General features: G+C 61.7%; 18 protein-coding genes and 2 pseudogenes. 11 read left to right on the top strand and 9 right to left on the bottom strand.

Going from position 1 to position 20,639, the window contains the following annotated elements:
• Nucleotides 1–119 precede the first annotated feature (119 nt).
• Nucleotides 120–1,875, top strand: a pseudogene (locus RB623_RS22565) (helicase-related protein); the annotation flags it as partial.
• Nucleotides 1,876–1,895: 20 nt separating this feature from the next.
• On the opposite strand, the gene RB623_RS22560 reads toward RB623_RS22565, so the two are convergent.
• From RB623_RS22560 to RB623_RS22535, 6 genes are all read right to left on the bottom strand, one after another.
• Entirely contained in the window at nucleotides 1,896–2,393 is a 498-nt protein-coding gene (locus RB623_RS22560; RefSeq protein WP_308059257.1) for an RES family NAD+ phosphorylase, read from the bottom strand.
• A gap of 4 nt (nucleotides 2,394–2,397) precedes the next feature.
• A complete protein-coding gene (locus RB623_RS22555) occupies nucleotides 2,398–2,748 on the bottom strand; it encodes an MbcA/ParS/Xre antitoxin family protein (RefSeq protein ID WP_308059246.1) in 351 nt (116 codons plus the stop codon).
• Between the two features lie 113 nt (nucleotides 2,749–2,861).
• Complete coding sequence (locus RB623_RS22550; protein ID WP_308059255.1) at nucleotides 2,862–3,359, bottom strand: ISAs1 family transposase; 498 nt, start codon at nucleotides 3,357–3,359, stop codon at nucleotides 2,862–2,864.
• A 57-nt stretch (nucleotides 3,360–3,416) separates the two neighbouring features.
• Entirely contained in the window at nucleotides 3,417–4,514 is a 1,098-nt protein-coding gene (locus tag RB623_RS22545) for an IS1595 family transposase (RefSeq protein WP_308059245.1), read from the bottom strand.
• Nucleotides 4,515–5,411: 897 nt separating this feature from the next.
• The gene (locus tag RB623_RS22540) at nucleotides 5,412–5,558 is read right to left on the bottom strand and encodes a hypothetical protein (protein ID WP_308059244.1); all 147 of its coding nucleotides are present in this window, start codon (nucleotides 5,556–5,558) and stop codon (nucleotides 5,412–5,414) included.
• A gap of 65 nt (nucleotides 5,559–5,623) precedes the next feature.
• Nucleotides 5,624–6,316, bottom strand: a complete 693-nt coding sequence (locus RB623_RS22535; RefSeq protein ID WP_308059242.1) for an FCD domain-containing protein — start codon at nucleotides 6,314–6,316, stop codon at nucleotides 5,624–5,626.
• Between the two features lie 166 nt (nucleotides 6,317–6,482).
• Between RB623_RS22535 and RB623_RS22530 the strand changes: the two genes are divergently transcribed.
• Genes RB623_RS22530 through RB623_RS22510 form a run of 5 tightly spaced genes read left to right on the top strand, consistent with a single transcriptional unit; the run spans nucleotide 6,483 to nucleotide 10,592 of the window.
• Complete coding sequence (locus RB623_RS22530) at nucleotides 6,483–7,478, top strand: ABC transporter substrate-binding protein (protein ID WP_308059241.1); 996 nt, start codon at nucleotides 6,483–6,485, stop codon at nucleotides 7,476–7,478.
• Nucleotides 7,479–7,481: 3 nt separating this feature from the next.
• A complete protein-coding gene (locus RB623_RS22525) occupies nucleotides 7,482–8,306 on the top strand; it encodes an ABC transporter permease (RefSeq protein WP_308059240.1) in 825 nt (274 codons plus the stop codon).
• A gap of 1 nt (nucleotide 8,307) precedes the next feature.
• Entirely contained in the window at nucleotides 8,308–9,111 is an 804-nt protein-coding gene (locus RB623_RS22520; protein WP_308059239.1) for an ABC transporter ATP-binding protein, read from the top strand.
• A 24-nt stretch (nucleotides 9,112–9,135) separates the two neighbouring features.
• A complete protein-coding gene (locus tag RB623_RS22515; RefSeq protein WP_308059237.1) occupies nucleotides 9,136–9,891 on the top strand; it encodes an ABC transporter permease subunit in 756 nt (251 codons plus the stop codon).
• On the top strand, nucleotides 9,888–10,592 hold the full coding sequence (locus tag RB623_RS22510) for a fumarylacetoacetate hydrolase family protein (protein WP_308059236.1): 705 nt from the start codon (nucleotides 9,888–9,890) through the stop codon (nucleotides 10,590–10,592). The genes RB623_RS22515 and RB623_RS22510 overlap by 4 nt, the downstream gene beginning before the upstream one ends.
• Before the next feature lie 137 nt (nucleotides 10,593–10,729).
• On the opposite strand, the pseudogene RB623_RS22505 reads toward RB623_RS22510, so the two are convergent.
• From RB623_RS22505 to oxc, 3 genes and pseudogenes are all read right to left on the bottom strand, one after another.
• Nucleotides 10,730–10,903, bottom strand: a pseudogene (locus tag RB623_RS22505) (IS5/IS1182 family transposase); the annotation flags it as partial.
• Nucleotides 10,904–11,001: 98 nt separating this feature from the next.
• Nucleotides 11,002–12,276, bottom strand: coding sequence for a formyl-CoA transferase (gene frc / locus RB623_RS22500; protein ID WP_308059235.1), 1,275 nt, complete (start codon nucleotides 12,274–12,276; stop codon nucleotides 11,002–11,004).
• An 11-nt stretch (nucleotides 12,277–12,287) separates the two neighbouring features.
• The gene (gene oxc / locus RB623_RS22495) at nucleotides 12,288–14,027 is read right to left on the bottom strand and encodes an oxalyl-CoA decarboxylase (RefSeq protein WP_308059234.1); all 1,740 of its coding nucleotides are present in this window, start codon (nucleotides 14,025–14,027) and stop codon (nucleotides 12,288–12,290) included.
• A gap of 368 nt (nucleotides 14,028–14,395) precedes the next feature.
• Here oxc and RB623_RS22490 point away from each other — a divergent pair, with 368 nt between their 5' ends.
• From RB623_RS22490 to RB623_RS22470, 5 genes are all read left to right on the top strand, one after another.
• Nucleotides 14,396–15,391 (top strand): tripartite tricarboxylate transporter substrate-binding protein, encoded by a 996-nt coding sequence (locus RB623_RS22490; RefSeq protein WP_308059253.1) that lies wholly within the window; start codon nucleotides 14,396–14,398, stop codon nucleotides 15,389–15,391.
• A 73-nt stretch (nucleotides 15,392–15,464) separates the two neighbouring features.
• Nucleotides 15,465–15,995, top strand: a complete 531-nt coding sequence (locus tag RB623_RS22485) for a tripartite tricarboxylate transporter TctB family protein (protein ID WP_308059233.1) — start codon at nucleotides 15,465–15,467, stop codon at nucleotides 15,993–15,995.
• 39 nt (nucleotides 15,996–16,034) lie between these two features.
• Nucleotides 16,035–17,561 carry a tripartite tricarboxylate transporter permease gene (locus RB623_RS22480; protein WP_308059232.1) on the top strand — a complete coding sequence of 509 codons (1,527 nt, stop codon included), beginning with the start codon at nucleotides 16,035–16,037 and terminating at the stop codon, nucleotides 17,559–17,561.
• A gap of 3 nt (nucleotides 17,562–17,564) precedes the next feature.
• On the top strand, nucleotides 17,565–18,314 hold the full coding sequence (locus RB623_RS22475) for a TerC family protein (protein ID WP_308059231.1): 750 nt from the start codon (nucleotides 17,565–17,567) through the stop codon (nucleotides 18,312–18,314).
• 145 nt (nucleotides 18,315–18,459) lie between these two features.
• On the top strand, nucleotides 18,460–20,586 hold the full coding sequence (locus RB623_RS22470; RefSeq protein WP_308059230.1) for an acetate--CoA ligase family protein: 2,127 nt from the start codon (nucleotides 18,460–18,462) through the stop codon (nucleotides 20,584–20,586).
• Nucleotides 20,587–20,639: the final 53 nt, after the last annotated feature.

Here is a 20,639-nt window from a genome sequence, read left to right as displayed (position 1 = left end):
CCCGAGCCCGATGACGACTTCAACGTGACGTGAGTGAATGCCTCGTCCGCCGCCGGCGGACCGATCCGGCTTTAAGCCGTAACCCGAAGCCACCGCCTTTTAGGCGGTGGAGCATTCACATGTTCACCGTGCAGCGCCTGATGGATCACGTTGCCCTCTCGCAGCGAGGCCTGCACGAGTTCGGCCTGGGCCAGCACATTCGGCGACACGAACACCGAACTGGAACTCCAGCCGTCCGGCAAATACAAGCCGGTCACCAGGTTCGCCCAGTTAGTCAACGTGCCCGAACTGATCGCCATGTTCCGGTCGTTCGCCGATGTGGTGCAGCCAGCCGATCTGCTCACCTATGTGAAGGCCGAGATTGCCGGCGGCAAGCGTCAGATCATCACGGCCGAGCCTACCGCGACCTTCAAGGCCTATCAGCGACTGCTCGACCAGCGCATCAAAGCGATCGAGGAACGCGACGGGCCGCCCCAGCCCGACGACGATATTTTGCTCTCGGTCATCACCGATGGTCGTCATGCGGCGATCGATTTGCGTCTTGTCGACGCAGGCATGGACAACGAGGAAGCCAACAATCTCAACGCTCTCATCCATAACGCCTTTCGCATCTGGCGGGAGACGAGCGATGCGGCCTATGTCCGCAAGGATGGAAAACAATTCGACAAGCCCGGCGCCGGCCAGCTGATCTTCTCCGATCTCGGCACGATCAATGTCGAGGCGAGCCGTAGCTTCTCCGCCTATCGGTGGATCCGGGGACGAACTGGTCCGCATGGGCGTTCCCGCCTCGGAAATTGCCTATATGCAGGATTTTCGGACGGCCAAACAGCGCCTATTCAACGATTTCAATGCCGGCAAAGTCCGCGTGCTGATCGGATCGTCGGAGACGATGGGCACCGGCGTCAACGTGCAGGCGAGGCTGAAGGCGCTCCACCATCTCGACGTGCCCTGGCTGCCGTCCCAGATCGAACAGCGCGAAGGCCGCACCGTGCGGCAAGGCAACCAGCACGACGAGGCCGGCCTCTATGCCTACGCGACCCTCGGCTCGCTCGATGCGACCATGTGGCAGAACAACGAGCGCAAGGCTCGGTTTATCGCCGCGGCACTCTCCGGCGACACCAGCATTCGCCGGCTGGAAGACATGGGCGAGGGGCAAGCCAACCAGTTCGCCATCGCCAAGGCTATTGCATCGGGCGATCAACGCCTGATGCAGAGGGCGGGGCTGGAGGCCGAGATCGCCTGCCTCGACCGGCTGCGCGCGGCCCATATCGACGACCAGCATGCGATCCGCCGGCAGATCCGCGATGCCGAGCGCGAAATCGATCTGTCGACCCGGAGAATCAGCGAGATCGCCCAGGATATCGAGCGTCTGGTTCCGACGACGGGCGATGCATTCTCCATGACGGTGACTGGCGAAGCGTTCGACGAACGAAAACTCGCTGGCCGCGCGCTGATGAAGAAAATCCTGACCCTCGTGCAGTTCCAGCAGGACGGCGAGGCGGTCCTCGCCTCGATTGGCGGCTTCGATCTGCAGTTCTGCGGTGAGCGTTTCGGCAAGGACGGCTTCCACTACACCATCATGCTGTTGCGCACCGGCGCCAAGCATGAGGTCGAGCTTCCAGTCACCACGACGCCGATCGGCGCCATCGCCCGGCTTGAGCATGCTCTTGCCGATTTCGAGGGCGAGCAGGAGAACTATCGCCGACGGCTCGCCGGTGCGCAAAGGCGCCTCGGCACGTACAGGCCGCGGGTTGGTGGGGCCTTCGCCTTCGAGGCCGAGCTGCGATGAAGCTCGAGCAGCTCGCCTACGTCGACAAAGCTTTTGCTGCGGACTCGGAGGATTTGACCGACAACAGCAATGGGCCGTCCGGCTGATCGGAAAGCAGTATAGGCGGCTATCTCGACAGGCGGTTCTCGTCGTCGATCAGGATCACGCGGGCCGGGGCTGCATCGCCCCATTTCCAAAGCACCAGGTTGAGATCGTCGGCAGCAGCACCTGGGGCGAAGCTTCTCACCAGCAAGCCTTGATAGCCGCCGGCGATCAGCCTGCGGGCGAACGCCTGCGTTCGTGCTTCCCCGCTCGCCTTCATCTGATCGCGCCATGTGTCGTCGGCGAGCGCCGCGGCGTCCATTCCCTGCGTTTTGAGAGTACCGTCATCCCGACAGTCGAACACACGATCGATCTCAGCGTCGTAGGAGACGAGCGTCGTCGGCTGGAGATTGCCGACCTGGTTCGCTTCGCGCAGCGCCGTCATCACCGACAGCGACGCATAGAGCGCCGACACGCCCTTGGGATTGAAGCGTCCACCGTAGAGTTCCGCGCCGCGCCCCGACAGCGGCTCACGCGCATAGATGGGGTTCAGCGCCCGATAGAGCTTCCCACGATACAGCACCGTGTCAGGCGTGCACGCCGGCGTCGATAGCGTCGACATAGTCCAGCACGTCGTCGGCACGGCCGCTGCGCACGAGCTGCATGGCCGTCTGGCCAGAGAAGCCCGTCAGCGGCTCCGAGCGATACCAGGCATAGGCCATCAACTGCGAACCGAAACGCGGCTCGACCTTGTTGATCACCTCTACCATCTCGCGCAGCCGGCGCTGGGTCTTGTCCGACCGAATACGGTCCTTGCGCTGGACTGCGTCCCTGCCAAGCCCCGCGGTTCGGGCGACTTCCTCGCTAGTCGTGCGGAATGCTTCCGCGATCTTGCGCGGAGCGAAGAGGCCCTTGTCGGAATATTGGACGAGACCCATAGCCATCTCCTTCCGTTATGATCGCCAATCAATATGACGCATTATAGCGTCGGTTTAAATGGCATTCAATGGGAATAGCGAGACAAGGAGGGAGGAGGGCAGGGCAATTCAATTCATGCCCTTAGGATTGCGCGGATTGCGGCCTTGGGGTTTGCGGCGAAGGCTTCGCGAGCGGGCTTTGGCTTGTGTTTGCGTTTGCGGATGAGCGTGAGGCTGGCGTCGCGCAGATGGGCGAGGGCGGCGGGTGCGTTGCCGGTCCGAACGCGGCACAAGTCTTCGGCAAAGGTTCCGTCTCGGACACGGAACAGCCGGTTCTCGATCTGCCAGTGGGCGCGGGCCAGCGCCAGCATCTGTTCAGGGTCGATGGCCCCGGTCGGGATCGAGGTGATGGCATAGACGATCTGGCGCGAGCAGCGGTCCTTGAGTTCGCGCAGCCGTTCGAGCCTGACGATCTGGGTTGCGCCCGGCCAGTCGCGGTCGAGCCTCGAGGGGATCGGGCGCACCGCGATGCGGCGGGTTTCGATGCGGCCATGCGCCTTCTCGACCGTCTCGGCGCGGCGCATGTCCTTGCGATCAACCGGCTCGGTTGCCTGGCCGGGACGGCTGGCCAGCCTTGAGGGGGGAATGGGGTCGGAACAAGATTTGCTTTCCCAGACATGCGGTCTTTATCAACCAAAGACCGCTACGGCTGATTTGATGACGATGCCGCCATCCTGGCTGCGGCGCATCTGACGTCCAACAGCGGCGCGAAAGACGCTCAGGAGTTGCAGGGCCGGCGGCACGCGCGACCAAAGCGTCCGGATGGTTTCGCGGCCGCGCCGGGTTTTGCGAACGGCATTGCCTGCGACGACGCGGTGCGACCAGCGAAAGCCGATCTCGTGAAAATACAGATCCGCATGCTGCGGGCTGATGTGGTGAAAGACGCCGGCAATTGTGCGGCGAACACGCGAGTTGAACCCTTCGACCGAATTGACGTGGACAGTGTCGCGAACATATTCGCCGCTGGAGTGCTTTACGGTCTCATGCTCGGCGAAACTCTCACCAATGGCCATGAACGCCTTCGCCTCGTCGCTCATCAAGCGGGCATCGGGCGTGATCTGCGTTTCGATGACGCGCTCGGCATCGCGCATCGAAAGGCCGGTCACCACCGCGGCACGCGCGTCGCCGGCCGGAGTGCCGGGCGTGTCGTCGTTCGGCCGCTGCACCATCGCCATGACAGGCGTTTTCTGCGTATTCGACTGACCTTTTCGGCCTCGTCCGCGCGGCGGATCGTCTGGATGCTTCTTTGGGCGGCCACCGAGATGGAAATGGTCAATCTCCACCGTGCCATCCAGCATGTGCTCGCGCGCAACCATCAGGCGCAGCGCGTGCCCTACGCGCCAGGCGGTGGGCTGGCTCACCCCGAGAGCCTCGGCGAGGCGCACCGAGGACAAGCCCTTGTCCGACTGCAGCATCAGCCACATCGCTTTGAGCCACACACGCAAGGGAAGCTTTGTGGCGTGCAGGGGCGTGTGTGTCGTCACCGTGAACTGGAACCGGCAATCGCCGCTGGAGCATTGATAGAGACCCGGTCGTGCCCGATGCTTGCCCATGTCGCGGCCGGCTATCGCTATCGACCGTTTGTACCCGCAGGCTGGGCAGATTCTACCTTCTGGCCACACCATGCCTTCCAAGAGCCGCCGACAATGCTGCTCATCCTGGAACGCCAGGATCATGTCTTCGACTGTCCGAATGTTGGAAAGCGCTGCCAGCATCGTTTCAGACATCCCGGTCTCCTTCGCTGCGAGCCCGAAGAATCGCATGGAAAGCACTGGATCACAAGGAGATCGCTGTCTTTGGTTGATAAAGACCGCGTGTCTGGGAAAGCAGATCTTGTTCCGACCCCAACAAAGCCTTCGCCCGAATAGGGCGATGCCCGGATCGTTCCGTGGGGACGATGGGCGAAGCGATCTCGTTGAGAGTCCCGAACCTGCCGAACCAAGGTTCGCAAGGTCGTGAAACAGATTGAGACGCCTCGCTCTCCTGACCCCATCATGCGGCAGCCAAAGCGCCAACCGCGAAGAGAAGCGAGTGACCTGCGGAACGATCCGAGAAATAGCTACGGGAGCACCTTGACCACAACGACCCCATCAGAGAGGATTCTCAGTGAAAAACTTCAGGATCTGCTCTCTACCATCTCTACCGATGGGAACGAGTGTCGTTGAGTCGCCTCCGCTCGATTTCACAAGGCAATATTCCTCTCAAGCTTTCCTTCTTATTTTTTCTATGTATAAATATCCGTATCCAACCTCACCATTTACACTTATTTTCGATTGAATCTCGTCAAATAATAATCCCGTTAATGTAACGCCGTAACTATTAAATGCATCCAAGAAATTTCGATGGTTTGCCATTTTATCTGACCTCCTCCAAATCATGTCGAACTAGCTTAGTTGCTTCCAATAGATATTTCTCCGCAGGCTCCAAGCAATCGGCTGACCCTATCGATGCTTGAGCACCAGTTCGCGCAAGGCCGGCCAGTCGCGCTCCTCGACGACACGCACCGTCACGCTGCTATTTTTTTGCGACGCGGTTTCGCTGCCGGAGCGGTATCCGGGTGTCGTCCGGCGCCCACCGTGACGGGGCTGTCGAGCAAGACTGCGTTCATGGAGTTCATGCCGGTTTCATCCACCCGTCAACGCCCTTTCCGCCTCCGCCGTCACAAGCTCCGTATTTGTGACAACAGGGCCGATACTTTTGCGTGAAACGTCACCGGCGCCGAACAACCAATCTTTACTGTTTACGTTCGCATTGGCAAGTTCATCTTTCACGAAACGCCTCGTCTTTCATCTCGATGAGCGGATCGAGCAGGAATTCGATGACACGGCGGTAAGTGCTACTCCGCAGCCTCACTCATAGGAATCAAACGCCGCCCGACCTGCTGAAGATGAAGGCGCATGGCCGCCGCGGCACCGGCCAGGTCGCGGTCGGCGATTGCTTCGACAATACGTTCATGGTCGGCAAAGCTATGATGGTCTGCGGGTGGGCGGGCGCTGTCAGCGCGCAGGCGGCCCCAGACAACCGTCCGGCGCACCGCGTTCAGCACGTCGAACAGGCCGAGCAGGACGGTGTTGCGGCTGGCCTGCGCGATTTGCCGGTGCAGCAGATTGTCGATGTTCTCGTATTGCCGCCAGGTCGCCGCCTCGCGCGTCTGGGCGAGCGACTGGCGCATCGCGGCGATGTCGGCGGTGGTGGCGTGCAGTGCCGCCTCACGCGCGATCTCGGGCTCGATGATCAGCCGGGCGCGCATCACATCGGCCGGGCTGGAGCTTCCCGCGATCTCCGAGATGCCGATGGTTTCCTCGATCGGGCCGCTGCCGACGAACGTGCCCTTGCCGACATGACGCCAGATGTGACCATCGCGCTCCAGCACGTCGAGCGCCTTGCGCAGGTCGCCGCGCGATACACCGAGCGTGTCGCAGAGCTCGCGCTCCGGGGGCAGGCGGCCGTCGCTCGGCAGATCGATCTGCGCCAGATAGGCCTGAAGCTGCACAAGCGCTGCATGGCCACCGTTGCCAATCTTCTCCATCGGTTCAACCAATTTAGAATCGTTCTTCCACGCGCTACTAGAACGAAACCACCGATCCGGTCAATCGCATCGCTAGTGGACGTTCCAGGCATAAAACGCTTGACCAATGCCGTTCCTATCCTTAACCAATCAAACCATTGGTTACAAGAAAACGGGAGGAACAAACATGACCAGCATTTCCAGACGCATGATCCTGGCGAGCGCTTTCGCGGCCTTCATGGGTGTTGCAATGGCCGCGCCCGCCGCCAATGCCGGCGACATGCGGATCGCCTTCGGCGACTTGCCCGGCATCGAGTCCATCCAGACGCTGGCGGCTATCGAGCGGGCCAAGGAGCGCGGCGTCAACGTCGAACTCATCATCCTCAACGACGAGGATCTCGCCGCGCAGGCGATCGTCGGCGGCCAGGCCGATGTCGGCATCGGCGCGCCCTACACGCTGATCCAGAAGGTCGGCGTGCCGATCCGCATTTTCGCGCAGATTTCGACGCTGCGCTTCTTCCCGGTCGTCAATGGCGAGTTCTACAAGTCCTGGAAGGATCTCGACGGACAGGATGTGGCAGTGCAGGCGCGTGGATCCGGCACCGAGGCCGTGATGTTGCTGATGGCAAAGAACAACGGCATCACGCTCGGCACCGTCAGCTACGTGCCTGGCTCGGAGGTTCGCCGCAACGCACTGCTGCAAGGCACGCTGAAGGCATCGATCGTCGATGCGGCCAACCGCCGTGCCCTTGAGGCCGAGGCGCCGGGCAAGTTCGTCGTTCTGCCGGTCGAGAATCTCAGCGCCACCGATGAAGCTGTGTTCGCGACCGCGGACTATCTCAAGAACAATGCCGCCGATGTCGACATCCTCGTCGAAGAACTGATCAACACCGGACGCGAGATCACGGCGAACCCGGCAGCCGCTGTCGACCTGCGCAACAAGTACAAGCTGCTGGCCGACCTTGGCGCGGAAGCCGATGCGGAGATCGCCGAATATTACAAGGAGACCGCCGAAGCCGGCGCGTTGGCGCTGAACGGCGGTGGCGCGGATGCAGCGGCGGACGACTTCGCCTTTTTCAGCCTTGCCGGCCAGATCGAAGGCGATGCGTCAGCGCTCAAGGTCGAGGAGTTCTGGGATGTTTCGGCGCTCGACCGCGCTACCGCCAAGCTCGGCAAGAAATAAACAATGGACAGCACGAGAACCGAGGGCGGGGCGATAAGCCTCGCACCCCTGTCAGGGCGCAGCGAGACGAGCGGCTGGCAAAACCACCCGGCCTTGTTGCGCGTCGCTTCCGTCGTGCTGTTTGCCGGCATTTGGCAGATCGCAGGCATGATCCCTGTCAGCTTCGCGTTTCCGACATTTTTCGACACTGTCATCGCGTTCGTCAGCATGACCGCCGATGGCAGCCTGCCGAAAGCCTATCTTTCGACGCTGCAGCCGCTGCTGCTCGGCGTCATTCTCTCGGCCTTCCTCGGCGTCGGCCTCGGCACGCTGTGCGGCCTGTGGCGCACTGGCGAGTGGCTGCTGATCCCGATCTTCATCGTGCTGCAGGCGGCACCCGTCGCGGCTTTCATCCCGATGGTCACCTTCATCTACGGCATCGGCATGACGGCGAAGACGCTTGCCGTGATGATCCTCGCTTTGCCCGTCATCGTGCTCAACACCTACAAGGCGGTGCGCAACGTCAACACCTCGCTGATCGCCATGTGCCAGTCTTTCCTTGGCACGCGATGGCAGGTCGTGTCCAAGATCATCCTGCCCGACGCCAGCCCGGTCATCTTTGCCGGTCTGCGTCTCGGCGTCGCCGCCGGCTTCGTCGGCGTCGTGCTTGCCGAACTCCTGATCACGCCGACCGGCATTGGCGACCTCATCACCTTCCACCGCTCCCGCGCCGACTATGCCGAGATGTACGCAACCATTGCCTCGATCATTGCCCTTTCGACCCTGACGCTCATCGCATTGCAGTGGGTTGAAACGCGTGTTTTCAGGCCTGAAAAGAGAAGCGCCTGACATGCGCACCGCTATCTTGAGGAACGGACCAAAGCCAGTGCCTGAGCCGGTCGACGCCATCGTCGAGGTGCGCGGCATCTCCAAGACCTACGGCAGTGTCGAAGCGCTCCGCGGCATCGACCTCGATTTTCCAAGGGGCAAGCTGACAAGCCTGCTCGGGCCGAGCGGCTGCGGGAAGACGACGCTGCTCAAAATCATCGCCGGGCTGGTCGAGGCCGATGCCGGCACCATCTCAGTCAACGGCCACACGGTCAGCAAGCCAGGCCCGGAACGCGCCTTCGTGTTCCAGGACTTCGCGCTGCTGCCCTGGGCAACGGTGCTGCGGAACGTAGCCTTCGGCCTCGAACTCAGGGGCAAGGCGGTTGCCGAGCGCGAGAAGGTCGCCCGCCACTATATCGGCGAGGTCGGGCTTTCCGGTTTCGAAGACAAATATCCGCACGAACTGTCGGGCGGCATGCGCCAGCGTGTCGGCCTTGCGCGGGCGCTGTCGGTCGATGCCGACGTGCTGTTGCTCGACGAGCCCTTCTCGGCGGTGGATGAGCAGAACCGGCGTAAGTTCCAGGAGGATTTGATCCGGCTCAGGACCAACCAGAACAAGACCTTCATCTTCGTGACGCATTCAATCGAGGAAGCCGTCTACATCTCCGACCGGATCGTGCTCTTGTCGCCGCGTCCGGGCCGGGTGTCGCAGATCATCGAGCCGGCAATCGACCGCTTGGTCGACCCGGACCGGATCCATCGCGACAAGCACTATCTCGATACGGTCGAGGAGATCTGGCAGGGGCTGAAGCAATATGTCGAATGAGGCGATGCCGACAGAGGTCCGGGCATGAAGATTTTCGGCTACCGCGTGCCGATGATGGCGTCGCTCCTGGTCTGGTGCGTCGTCTGGGAGATCGTCGGCCGGCTCGACCTGATGATCATGCTGCCGCCGTTCAGCGAGGTGCTGCGGGCCGCGGTCGATCTCGTGCAGACGCCGTCCTGGCAAAGCGCGACTGTCACCACGTTGCGCGCCTTTTTCTTCGGCATGGTGCTGTCGATCCTCGTCGGCGTCCCGCTCGGAATACTGATGGGCCGTGTCAAGCTCGCCGACGAACTGCTCGGCATATGGGTCAGCATCTTCTCGTCAGCACCGCTGTCGGCGCTCGTGCCGGTGCTGATGATCCTGTTCGGCTTCGGCGAGAAGACCATCGTCGCCGCGGTTTTTCTGTTCGCGATCTGGATCATCGTGCTCGACACACGCGCCGGGGTGCGCCACATCTCGCCTTCGCTGATCGAGATGGCGCGATCCTATGGGGCGACGAAACGTGCGCTATACGTCAAGATCATCCTCTGGGCGGCACTGCCTGAAATCCTCGCCGGCATCCGGCTTGGGCTGATCCGCGGCGTCAAGGGTGTGGTCATCGGCCAACTGCTTGTCGCCATTGTCGGCTACGGCGCGCTGTTCGAGACTTTTTCGCGCAATTTCCGCATGGCCGAATTCTGGGCCCTCACCATCATCCTCTTTGCCTTCGCCCTCCTGATCGCGGAACTGATCGAGTGGGTCGAGGCGAAGGTCGAATTCTACGCAGGAGCAAGACAATGAACATCAAGGCCGCGGCCCCCAACTACGTCATCGAACCGACAGCGATCCCGGCCATTCCCATCGCCGGGTCGGACCAGCTTTTCCCGGTGCATCGCGTCTATTGCGTCGGCCGCAATTACGCGGCGCATGCGGTCGAGATGGGGCACGACCCGAACAAGGAGCCGCCCTTCTTCTTCCAGAAGAACGCCGACAATCTCGACACCAGCGGGGAGTTCCCTTACCCGCCGGCTTCCAGCGACGTGCATCACGAGATCGAGATGATCGTCGCGCTGAAAAGCGGGGGCGTCGACATCCCGGTCGAAAAGGCGCTGGATTGTGTCTACGGCTACGGCGTCGGCCTCGACATGACGCGGCGCGACCTGCAGGGCAAGGCCAAGGACATGGGCCGGCCGTGGGAAGTCGGCAAGGCTTTCGAGCAGTCGGCACCCTGCTCGGCGCTGGTGCCGGCGTCGAGGATCGGTCACCTGTCGGAAGGCGCGATCTGGCTCGACGTCAACGGCGAACGCAAGCAGACCGGCGACCTCAACCAGATGATCTGGAAAGTTCCGGAGATGATCAGCTATCTGTCCGGTCTGTTCCGCCTGGCGCCCGGCGACATCATCATGTCGGGAACGCCGTCGGGCGTCGGCGCGATCAAGCGCGGCGACGTGATGAAGGGTCATATCGATGGCGTCGGCGACATCGAGGTTCGCGTCGTCTGACGTCCTGTCCAAGATAGCGACCTCAGCTGGTCGGCGCTTCAATATCCTCGCCACGAAACGGAACGTCGCAGTAGCGTGAAAGTGGGCGGATGAAGACTGCCGGTAGAATTCGGTGGCTTCGATGTTTGGATGTATGTCGGGTCGAGTGGCGGCCGGCCGTTGTCAGGGCAGTAGAGCGGCGCCGTCGGGTCGTGGATGAAGGAAAAGTCGATCGCCCGGTCGATCTTGCGAAGCAGGTGATCCTTCGGAACCAGTTCATCGAGCGTCACATTCTCGAGCGCAGTCTGTTCAGGGGCGGGTCGCTTCGACATAACCAGTGAAATCAAAAAACCCAAGCCAAAGCCAGGGGTTTGTCAGCGGCCTGTGGCGGCATTAACGATGCCGCCATTCAGCTTTCTCCGGCCTCAGGTTACTCTGCCGCGATCGCCGGTGGAACGCCGACTGCGCCGCTCTGCTGAATCTCGCTGATCCTGCCCGGATCAAAGCGCAGCACGTCGCGCAGGATTTCCTCCGTATGCTCGCCAAGGAGGGGGGAGCGCTCCACCTTGGTCGGGCTGTCCGACAATTTGATCGGATTGCCCACGGAAAGATATTTTCCGCGCGTCGGATGGTCGACTTCGACCACCGTGCCGGTGGCGCGCAGCGACTGATCCTCGGCAATTTCCTTCATGGAAAGGATGGGACCGACCGGAATATCGACGGCATTGCAGATATTCATCACCTCGAACTTGGTCTTGGTCATCGTCCACTGTTCGATGCGCGCGAAGATGGCGTTCAGTTTCGTCAGGCGCGCCGGCGGCGTCGCATATTCCGGATCCGTCTTCCAGGTCGGCTCGCCGATGATGTCGCAGATTTTCTCCCACACAGGCGCCTGGGTGATGAAATAGATGTACGCGTCGGGATCCTGCTCCCATCCCTTGCATTTCAGGATGCGGCCGGGCTGGCCACCGCCGGAATCATTGCCGGCGCGCGGCACGGCCGCGCCGAAGGGAACGCCCTCGCCGAACTGGCTGTATTCCTTCAGCGGTCCGCGTGCGAGCCGTTGCTGGTCGCGCAATTTCACGCGCGAAAGGTTCAGCACGCCGTCCTGCATCGCACAGGTGACTCGCTGCCCCCTACCGGAGTGCGTGCGGTGATAAAGCGCCGCCACGATGCCGAGCGCGAGATGCAGCCCGGTACCGGAATCGCCGATCTGTGCGCCGGTGACCAAAGGCGGGCCGTCGCGGAAGCCGGTGGTCGAGGCGGCGCCGCCGGTGCATTGCGCAACGTTCTCATAGACCTTGCAGTCCTCGTAAGGACCCGGGCCGAAGCCCTTGATCGAGGCGACGATCATCCTCGGGTTGAGCCTGCTGATCTTCTCCCAGGGGAAGCCCATGCGGTCGAGCACGCCCGGTCCGAAATTCTCGACCAGCACGTCGCATTCCTTGATCAGGCGCTCGAGCACTTCCTTCCCAGTCGGGTTCTTGGTGTCGAGCGTGATCGAACGTTTGTTGTGGTTCAGCATGGTGAAGTACAGGCTGTCCACCTTGGGTATGTCCTGCAATTGTCCACGCGTAATGTCGCCTGTTCCCGGGCGCTCGATCTTGATCACGTCAGCGCCAAACCATGCGAGGAGCTGCGTACAAGTCGGCCCGGACTGGACATGGGTGAAGTCTAGGATGCGAACGCCTTCAAGCGCTTTCATGGGCATACTTCCTATTTCTTCTTCAGGACGCTTTGCGGGTTGAGGTTGCCGATGCGGCCGCTCTCGCTGCCGGCAGCCGGATCGATCGCAGCGTTGATGAGGGTAGGCTGGCGCGAGTCCATCGCCTTGGCGACGGCGCGCTTCAGCTCGTCGGGCGTCGTCACATGGACCCCGACGCCGCCGAATGCTTCCATCATCTTGTCGTAGCGCGAGTCCTTGACGAACACGGTGGTGGCAGGATCTCGGCCCGCGGCATTGACGTCGGTGCCACGGTAGATGCCGTTGTTGTTGAAAATGACCACGCAGACGGGCAGGTTGTACCGGCAGATGGTTTCGACCTCCATGCCGGAAAAGCCGAAAGCCGAATCGCCTTCCACCGCCAGAACGGGCTTGCCGGTCTCCACAGCAGCGGCGATAGCGTAACCCATGCCGATGCCCATCACGCCCCAGGTGCCGACGTCGAGGCGCTTGCGCGGTTGATGCATGTCGATTACGCCGCGCGCGAGGTCGAGCGTGTTGGCGCCCTCGTTGACGAGGATGGCGTCGGGTCGCTCGGCGATGATCGTTCGCAGCACGCCGAGCGCGCCGTGGTAATCCATGGGCGAATTGTTGTTCATCAGGCGCGGCGCCATCTTGGCGACGTTCTCGTCGCGCTTCTTCGCGACGGCCGCGGTCCATTCGGCGGGCGCAGCAGCCCAACCCGCCTCCATGCCGGCGAGCAGCGCCGAGACGCAGGAGCCGATGTCGCCCACCACGGGCGCGGCGATCTCGACGTTCGAATCCATCTCCTTCGGCTCGATGTCGATCTGGATGAACTTCTTCGTGGCATCGCCCCATGTCTTGCCCTTGCCGTGTGACAGGAGCCAGTTGAGACGCGCACCGATCAGCATGACAACATCGCTGTCCTTCAGCACGGTCGAGCGCGCCGCGCCGGCGCATTGCGGATGCGTGTCCGGGATGAGCCCCTTGGCCATGCTCATCGGCAGGAAGGGAACGCCGCTCTTGTCGACGAGCCGCTGGATAGCGTCGTCTGCCTGGGCGTAGGCCGCGCCCTTTCCGAGGATGATCAGCGGCCGTTTCGCGCCCTTCAACACGTCGAGCGCGCGTCTGATCGATTCTTGCGATGGAATCTGCGCCGGCGCCGGGTCGATCACCTTGACCAGGGACTTCCGGCCTGTTTCGGCGTCCATCACCTGGCCGAACAGCTTGGCGGGCAGATCGAGATAGACACCGCCCGGACGGCCGGAAACCGCGGCGCGAATGGCGCGCGCGAGGCCGATGCCGATGTCCTGTGCATGCAGGATGCGGAAAGCCGCCTTGCACAGCGGCTTGGCGATCGCGAGCTGATCCATCTCCTCATAGTCGCCCTGCTGCAGATCGACGATCTCGCGTTCGGAGGAGCCCGAAATCAGAATCATCGGAAAGCAATTGGTGGTGGCGTGGGCGAGCGCAGTCAGACCATTGAGAAAGCCAGGCGCCGAAACAGTCAGGCAAATTCCGGGCTTCTGCGTGAGGAACCCGGCGATCGAGGCGGCGTAGCCGGCGTTTTGCTCGTGGCGGAACGAGAGCACGCGAATGCCTTCGGCCTGCGCCATGCGGCCGAAGTCCGTGATCGGGATGCCGGGCACGCCATAAATCGTCTTGACACCGTTGAGCTTAAGCGCGTCGATGACGAGATGAAAACCATCAGTCAGATCCCGTTCTCCCTCCGCGGGTGACGGGGCCTGCTCGACTTTCGAGACGATGGTCATAGGTATTGCTCCTCCTCCTGAATACTGCCGTCTTGCCGGCCAGTCTGGCGCTCGCATCAACTCTGAATGGGGATGTTCGCCCTGATTTCATTTTATGGCTGCCAAGCAGTTATCATGGGGCGCTTCTGGCATAATAAATGCCATAAGTCAAACCAAGCCAGTGTGAGATTTCCAGCTTGACGCGTGGGTGGGCCTTTGTTAGGACTGGCATTTGTTATACCACAGAATGGGAGGCTTGGAGGCAGACAACCAGCAAGGGGCAAAGCTAGGACTCGTGCCAATCGCGGGTCGGGGCGACTGCAATGTCAAACGAGCACGCGCAAGAAACACAAGGGAATCGCGTTGCTCAATCTGGGAGGAGAAATGGCATGAAACTTGCGCAATCGCTGGCGATAGCAGCGCTGACAACAGCACTAACGGGCTTCGCGGCCGTAACCCCGTCCTGGGCCGACTGGAAGCCCAGCAAGACGATCGAATTCATTGTTCCCGCTGGTACTGGCGGTGGCGCCGATCAGATGGCGCGCATGATCCAGGGCATTGTCCAGAAGCATGGGCTCGCCGAGCAGTCCGTGGTGGTCATCAACAAGTCCGGCGGCGCCGGTGCCGAGGGCTTCATGGATGTGAAAGAGTCCGAAGGCAACGACCACAAGATCATCATCACCCTGTCGAACCTTTTCACCACGCCGCTTGCGACCGGGGTGCCGTTCAGCTGGGAGGATCTCACGCCGGTCGCCATGTTGGCGCTCGACAATTTCGTCCTGTGGGTGAACGCGGATTCGCCTTATAAAACGGCGCAGGACTATGTGGACGCCGTCAAGGCCGGCGCCGACAACCAGTTCAAGATGGCCGGAACGGGCTCCAAGCAGGAGGATCAGATCGTCACGGTCGCGCTGGAACAGGTGACCGGCAAGAAATTCACCTACGTACCGTTCAAGGGCGGCGGCGATGTCGCCAAGCAACTCGTGGGCGGCCATATCGACTCCACCGTCAACAATCCGATCGAGCAGGTCTCCTTCTGGCAAGCTGGCAACACGCGCGCACTCTGTGTCTTCGCTGCCGAGCGCATGCAGACGGAGGGCGCAGTGAAATGGGGCGATGTACCGACCTGCAAGGAGGCCGGGGTCGACGTCGAGTACCAGATGCTGCGCGGCATATTCACGTCGCCGGGCGTGAGCCAAGAGGCGATAGACTATTACGTCGCCTTATTCCAGAAGGTGCGGGAGACACCTGAGTGGAAGGACTTCATGGCCAAGGGCGCCTTTTCACAATCCTTCAAATCCGGTGACGAATTCAAGACCTGGGTGGCGAATGCGGAGACTCTGCACAAGGATCTGATGACCAAGGCGGGGTTCCTCGCCGAGTGACCCTCAATGGCATCCGGGCCTTGGCTCCGGATGCCATTTCCTTTTGTGACAAATCCGAGAAAGCGAGCTCATCATGGCACCCGAACATGATGTGATGCCCGAGGTTGTGCCTGGCGAAGACCAGTCCACGGTCACTACTAGGGTCATGGAACTGATGGTTGCGGGCGCCCTCATGGTCCTTGCCGGCGTCGTCATGCTCGACAGCGTGCGCGTCGGCATTGGCTGGGCGTTCGACGGGCCGGAGGCGGGCTATTTCCCCTTCTATATCGGTCTCATCATGTTCCTGGCGAGCGCGGTAACATTCGCGGTCAACCTGATAGGGCGCAATGCTAATACGTCCAATTTCGTGGAGCGTTCCGCCCTACGGCTGGTGTTCAAGGTTCTGGCGCCTACTGCCGTCTATGCCGGAGTGATGTATTTCCTCGGCATCTACATCGCCTCCGCGATCTATATCTGTTTCTTTATGATGTGGCTGGGCAAGTATTCGATCCGCAAGGCCGCGCCCGTCGCAATCGCGATCCCCCTCATTCTCTTCTGGCTGTTCGAAATCGCGTTTCTGATCCCGCTGCCCAAAGGACCGCTCGAGGCAGCGTTCGGTTTCTGAGATCGAGACCCATAGACCAAGATCGAGGACGAAATCCCCATGGATGCATTGATTTCGCTCATTCACGGCTTTGGCGTTCTCGCCGACCCTATGAATATCGTCTATATGTGTGTTGGCGTTGTGCTCGGCGTGCTGATCGGCGTGTTGCCGGGACTTGGTGGCGCAAACGGCATTGCCATCCTTTTGCCGCTCACCTTCTCGATGTCGCCCACCGCGGCGATCATCATGCTCTCCTCGATTTACTGGGGCGCGCTGTTCGGTGGCGCGATCACCTCGGTCCTCTTCAACATTCCCGGGGAGCCATGGTCGGTAGCCACCACCTTCGATGGGCATCCCATGGCGCAGCAAGGCAAGGCCGACCAGGCGCTGACCGCCGCCTTTACCTCATCCTTCATCGGCGCGCTGCTTGCCGTTGCGGTGATCACCTTCCTCGCACCGGTGGTAGCGGGCTTCGCACTGCGCTTCGGGCCTGCCGAGTTCTTCGCCGTGCAACTTCTTACGTTCTGCAGTTTCGTTGGCATGGGTCGCGAGGCGCCGTTTAAGGTGCTGGCCGCCATGATGCTCGGGTTTGCGCTTGCGGCGGTGGGAATGGACTCGGTTACCGGGCAGCTGCGCATGACCTTCGGCACGGTCGAACTCATGCGCGGCTTCGATTTCCTGATTGCCGTCATTGGCCTCTTCGGTATCGGCGAGATACTGCTCACCATGGAGGAGGGACTGTCGTTTCGGGGCAAGAGCACGACCATCACGCTGCGCTCGGTGATGAATACCTGGGTTCGCTTGCCGCGCTTCTGGATCACCTATCTCCGTTCAGCGGCCGTGGGCTGTTGGCTTGGCATCACTCCGGGTGGCGCAACGCCAGCTTCGTTCATGAGCTACGGCCTCGCCCAACGCTTTTCGAAGAATCGCGATGGTTTCGGCAAGGGTGAGATCGAGGGCGTGGTTGCGCCAGAAACGGCCGCGCATGCGGCTGGCACAAGTGCGCTGCTCCCGATGCTGACGCTCGGCATCCCCGGCTCGCCCACGGCGGCGGTCATGCTTGGCGGTCTGCTTATCTGGGGTTTGCAGCCCGGTCCCATGCTCTTTATCGAGCAAAAGGACTTCGTATGGGGCCTCATCGCCTCGATGTATCTTTCCAATGTAGTCGGCTTCCTGATCGTCCTGACGACGGTACCCCTCTGGGCGTCGATCCTGCGTATTCCCTTCTCGATCATCGCGCCGGTGATCATCGTGCTCTGCTGCATCGGTGCGTACACCGTCCACAACGCCTTCCTTGATGTCATCATCATGCTGTTCTTCGGCGTCGTCGGCTACGTGTTCAAGAAGCTTCATTACCCGCTGGCGCCGCTGGTGCTCGCGCTCGTGCTGGGCGACATGGCGGAAAGCTCATTCCGGCAATCCATGCTTATGTCGCAAGGAAACATTTCCATCTTCTGGTCGAACTGGCTCGTGGGCTCGATCTGCGCATTGGCCATGCTCATGCTCTTCTGGCCGCTGATTGCATTCTTCGTGGACAAGATGCGCAACGGCAAGCTCGGACCGCATGGCGAGGCGGGGAGGGTGTAAGCAATGGAATTCGGCTCCTCGGCCTTCGGGATAGGTCTGCTGAAGATCATAGGCATCGACATCGTGCTGTCGGGCGACAATGCTCTGGTGATCGCGCTCGCCTGCAGGTCGCTGCCGACCGAGAAGCGAAAGTGGGGCGTGCTCATGGGCACCGGCGCCGCGATCGTACTCCGAATCGCCTTCGCGGCCGCCATCGTGTACGTGCTCGAGGTACCGTTCCTGAAACTCACGGGCGCCTTGCTGCTCGTCTGGATCGCCGTCAAGCTGGTGGCGCCGACCGGCGGGGACGGAGTATCGCACCTGGGAGCGCAGGAGGCGACCTCGCTTTGGCAGGCCGTCAAGATCGTTGCCATCGCCGACGCGGTGATGAGCCTCGACAACGTTCTGGCGGTTGCCGCGGCGGCGAAGGGCAGCGTCACGCTGCTCGCTCTCGGCATCGCTATCTCCATCCCGCTGATGGTGGTGGGGAGCGCCATGATGCTGTGGCTGCTCGACCGGGTTCCGGTGCTTGCCGTGGCAGGCGCCGGCCTGCTCGGATGGATCGCAGGCGAACTCGCCGTGCATGACCACATCGCCGGCCCCTGGATCGCGATGCATATTCCGTGGCTTCCTGCTGCGCTGCCGGCCATCATCTGTATGGGCGTCATGGCCTTCGGGCTGCTGCTGCGTTGGAAGGCGGCCCGGCATCCCGAAAGCGATCGCACCCCTGGGAATGAGGGGCAGCGTCGCCGGGCGGCGGAGGAACCGACGTAGGCTGGAGATTGAAGCTCCGGCCGCGAGAAGGGCGGGGCGCTAGGAAGCCAAAACCAGCGCGAGGCGGTTACTGGAACAGTGCCGCCGAGCCGCCCATGCAACACCGCAGCCATAAAGAAGGCGAGCGGCACTCGAGGAGGTAAATATGCTCGACAGAACCGCTGTCCGTAACGTGCTGGACAAGGTGAAGGCTGAAGGGCGCCAGGCGCTCACCGCGCCCGAAGGCAAACTGCTGTGCGATGTCTATGGTATCAAGGTTCCGCAAGAAGGCGTCGCCGGCAGCGCCGAGGAAGCAGCCAAGCTGGCCTCCGGCATGGGCTTTCCGGTGGTCATGAAGATCGTCTCGCCGGACATCCTTCACAAGACCGAGGCCGGCGGCGTCATTGTCGGCGTCAAATCGGCCGAGGATGCGCAGGCCGCCTACGAGAAGATCATTGCCAATGCGAAGGCCTACAAGGCCGACGCCAAGATCACTGGCGTGCAGGTCCAGCAGATGCTGACCGGCGGCCAGGAAGTCATCATCGGCGCCGTCACCGACGGCTCCTTCGGCAAGCTCGTTGCTTTCGGTCTCGGCGGAGTGCTGGTCGAAGTCTTGAAGGACATCACCTTCCGCCTGGCGCCTGTGACGCGGGAAGAGGCGCTCTCCATGCTCGACGGCATCCAGGCGGCCGAGATGCTGAAAGGCGTGCGCGGCGGCGATCCGGTCGACCGCGCCGCGCTCGCCGACATGATCGTGCGCGTTTCGCAGCTCGTGAACGATTATCCGGAAATCTCCGAGCTCGACCTCAATCCGGTTTTCGCCACCAAGGACGGCGCGATTGCCGCGGATGTGCGCATCGTGGTCGACTACAACCAGCCTGCGCCGCGCCCGCGACCCAGCCAGGACGACATCGTCAAGGCGATGAACCGCATCATGAAGCCGAAGGCCGTCGCCGTGATCGGCGCCTCCGCCGAGGACGGCAAGATCGGCAATTCGGTGATGAAGAACCTCATCAATGGCGGTTACAAGGGCGAGATTTATCCGATCCATCCCAAGGCCGACGAAATCCTTGGCTACAAGGCCTACAGAAGCGTCAAGGACGTACCAGGCACGATCGATACGGCGATCTTCGCCATTCCTGCCAAGTTCGTCGCCGGCGCTCTTACCGAATGCGGCGAGAAGGGCATTCCGGGCGCGGTGTTGATCCCGTCAGGGTTTGCCGAGGCTGGCGCCCCCGAACTGCAGGAAGAGATCGTCAAGGTAGGCCAGAAATACAATATCCGCCTGATGGGGCCGAACATCTACGGCTTCTACTATACGCCCGCCAACCTCTGCGCCACCTTCTGCACGGCCTATGACGTTAAGGGGTCGGCGGCGCTCTCTTCCCAGTCGGGCGGCATTGGCATGGCCATCGTCGGTTTCTCCCGCTCGGCGAAGATGGGCGTTTCTGCAATCGTCGGCCTCGGCAACAAGTCCGACATTGACGAGGATGACCTTCTCGCCTTCTTCGAGCAGGACGACAATACTAGCATCATTGCCCAGCACTGCGAAGACCTGAAGGACGGCCGCGCCTTTGCGGAGGCGGCCAAGCGGGTCTCCAAGAAGAAGCCCATCGTCATCCTCAAGGCGGGCCGCACGTCGGCCGGCGCGAAGGCGGCGTCGTCCCATACGGGCGCGCTTGCCGGCAATGACAAAATCTATGAGGACGTCTTCAAGCAGTCCGGCGTCATTCGCGCCCGCTCTCTTAGGCAGCTCCTCGAGTTCGCGCGCGGCGTGCCGATCCTGCCGACGCCCAAGGGCGAGAATATCGTCATCATCACGGGGGCCGGAGGCTCGGGCGTGCTCCTGTCGGATGCCTGCGTGGACAACGGCCTCAATCTTATGTCCATGCCGGACGATCTCGATGCGGCGTTCCGCAAATTCATTCCGCCCTTCGGTGCTGCCGGCAACCCGGTCGACATCACCGGCGGCGAGCCCCCGCAGACCTACAAGAACACCGTGAAGCTAGGGCTTGAGGACGACCGTATTCACTCGCTGATTCTCGGCTATTGGCACACGATCGTTACGCCGCCGATGGTCTTCGCCAGGCTGATGGTGGAGGTGAAGGAAGAAATGGCCGCCAAGGGCATCGAAAAGCCGATGGTTGCATCGCTCGCTGGCGACGTCGAGGTCGAGGAGGCGGCCGAATATCTCTACCAGCATGGCATTCCGGCCTACGCCTATTCGACCGAACTGCCGGTCGAAGTGCTCGGCGCGAAGTACAAATGGGCGCGGGGCGCAGGCCTGCTCTGATCTGAACCGGGTCCTGGCGCATCATAGCTCCCCGGCGCGTCGCGCAGGGGCCA

Origin of the sequence: Mesorhizobium sp. LHD-90 (assembly GCF_030929505.1) — a bacterium.
Classification (GTDB): domain Bacteria; phylum Pseudomonadota; class Alphaproteobacteria; order Rhizobiales; family Rhizobiaceae; genus Kumtagia.
The sequence above is the reverse complement of the archived record's forward strand: the minus strand, read 5'-3'. Positions and strand labels throughout refer to the sequence as shown.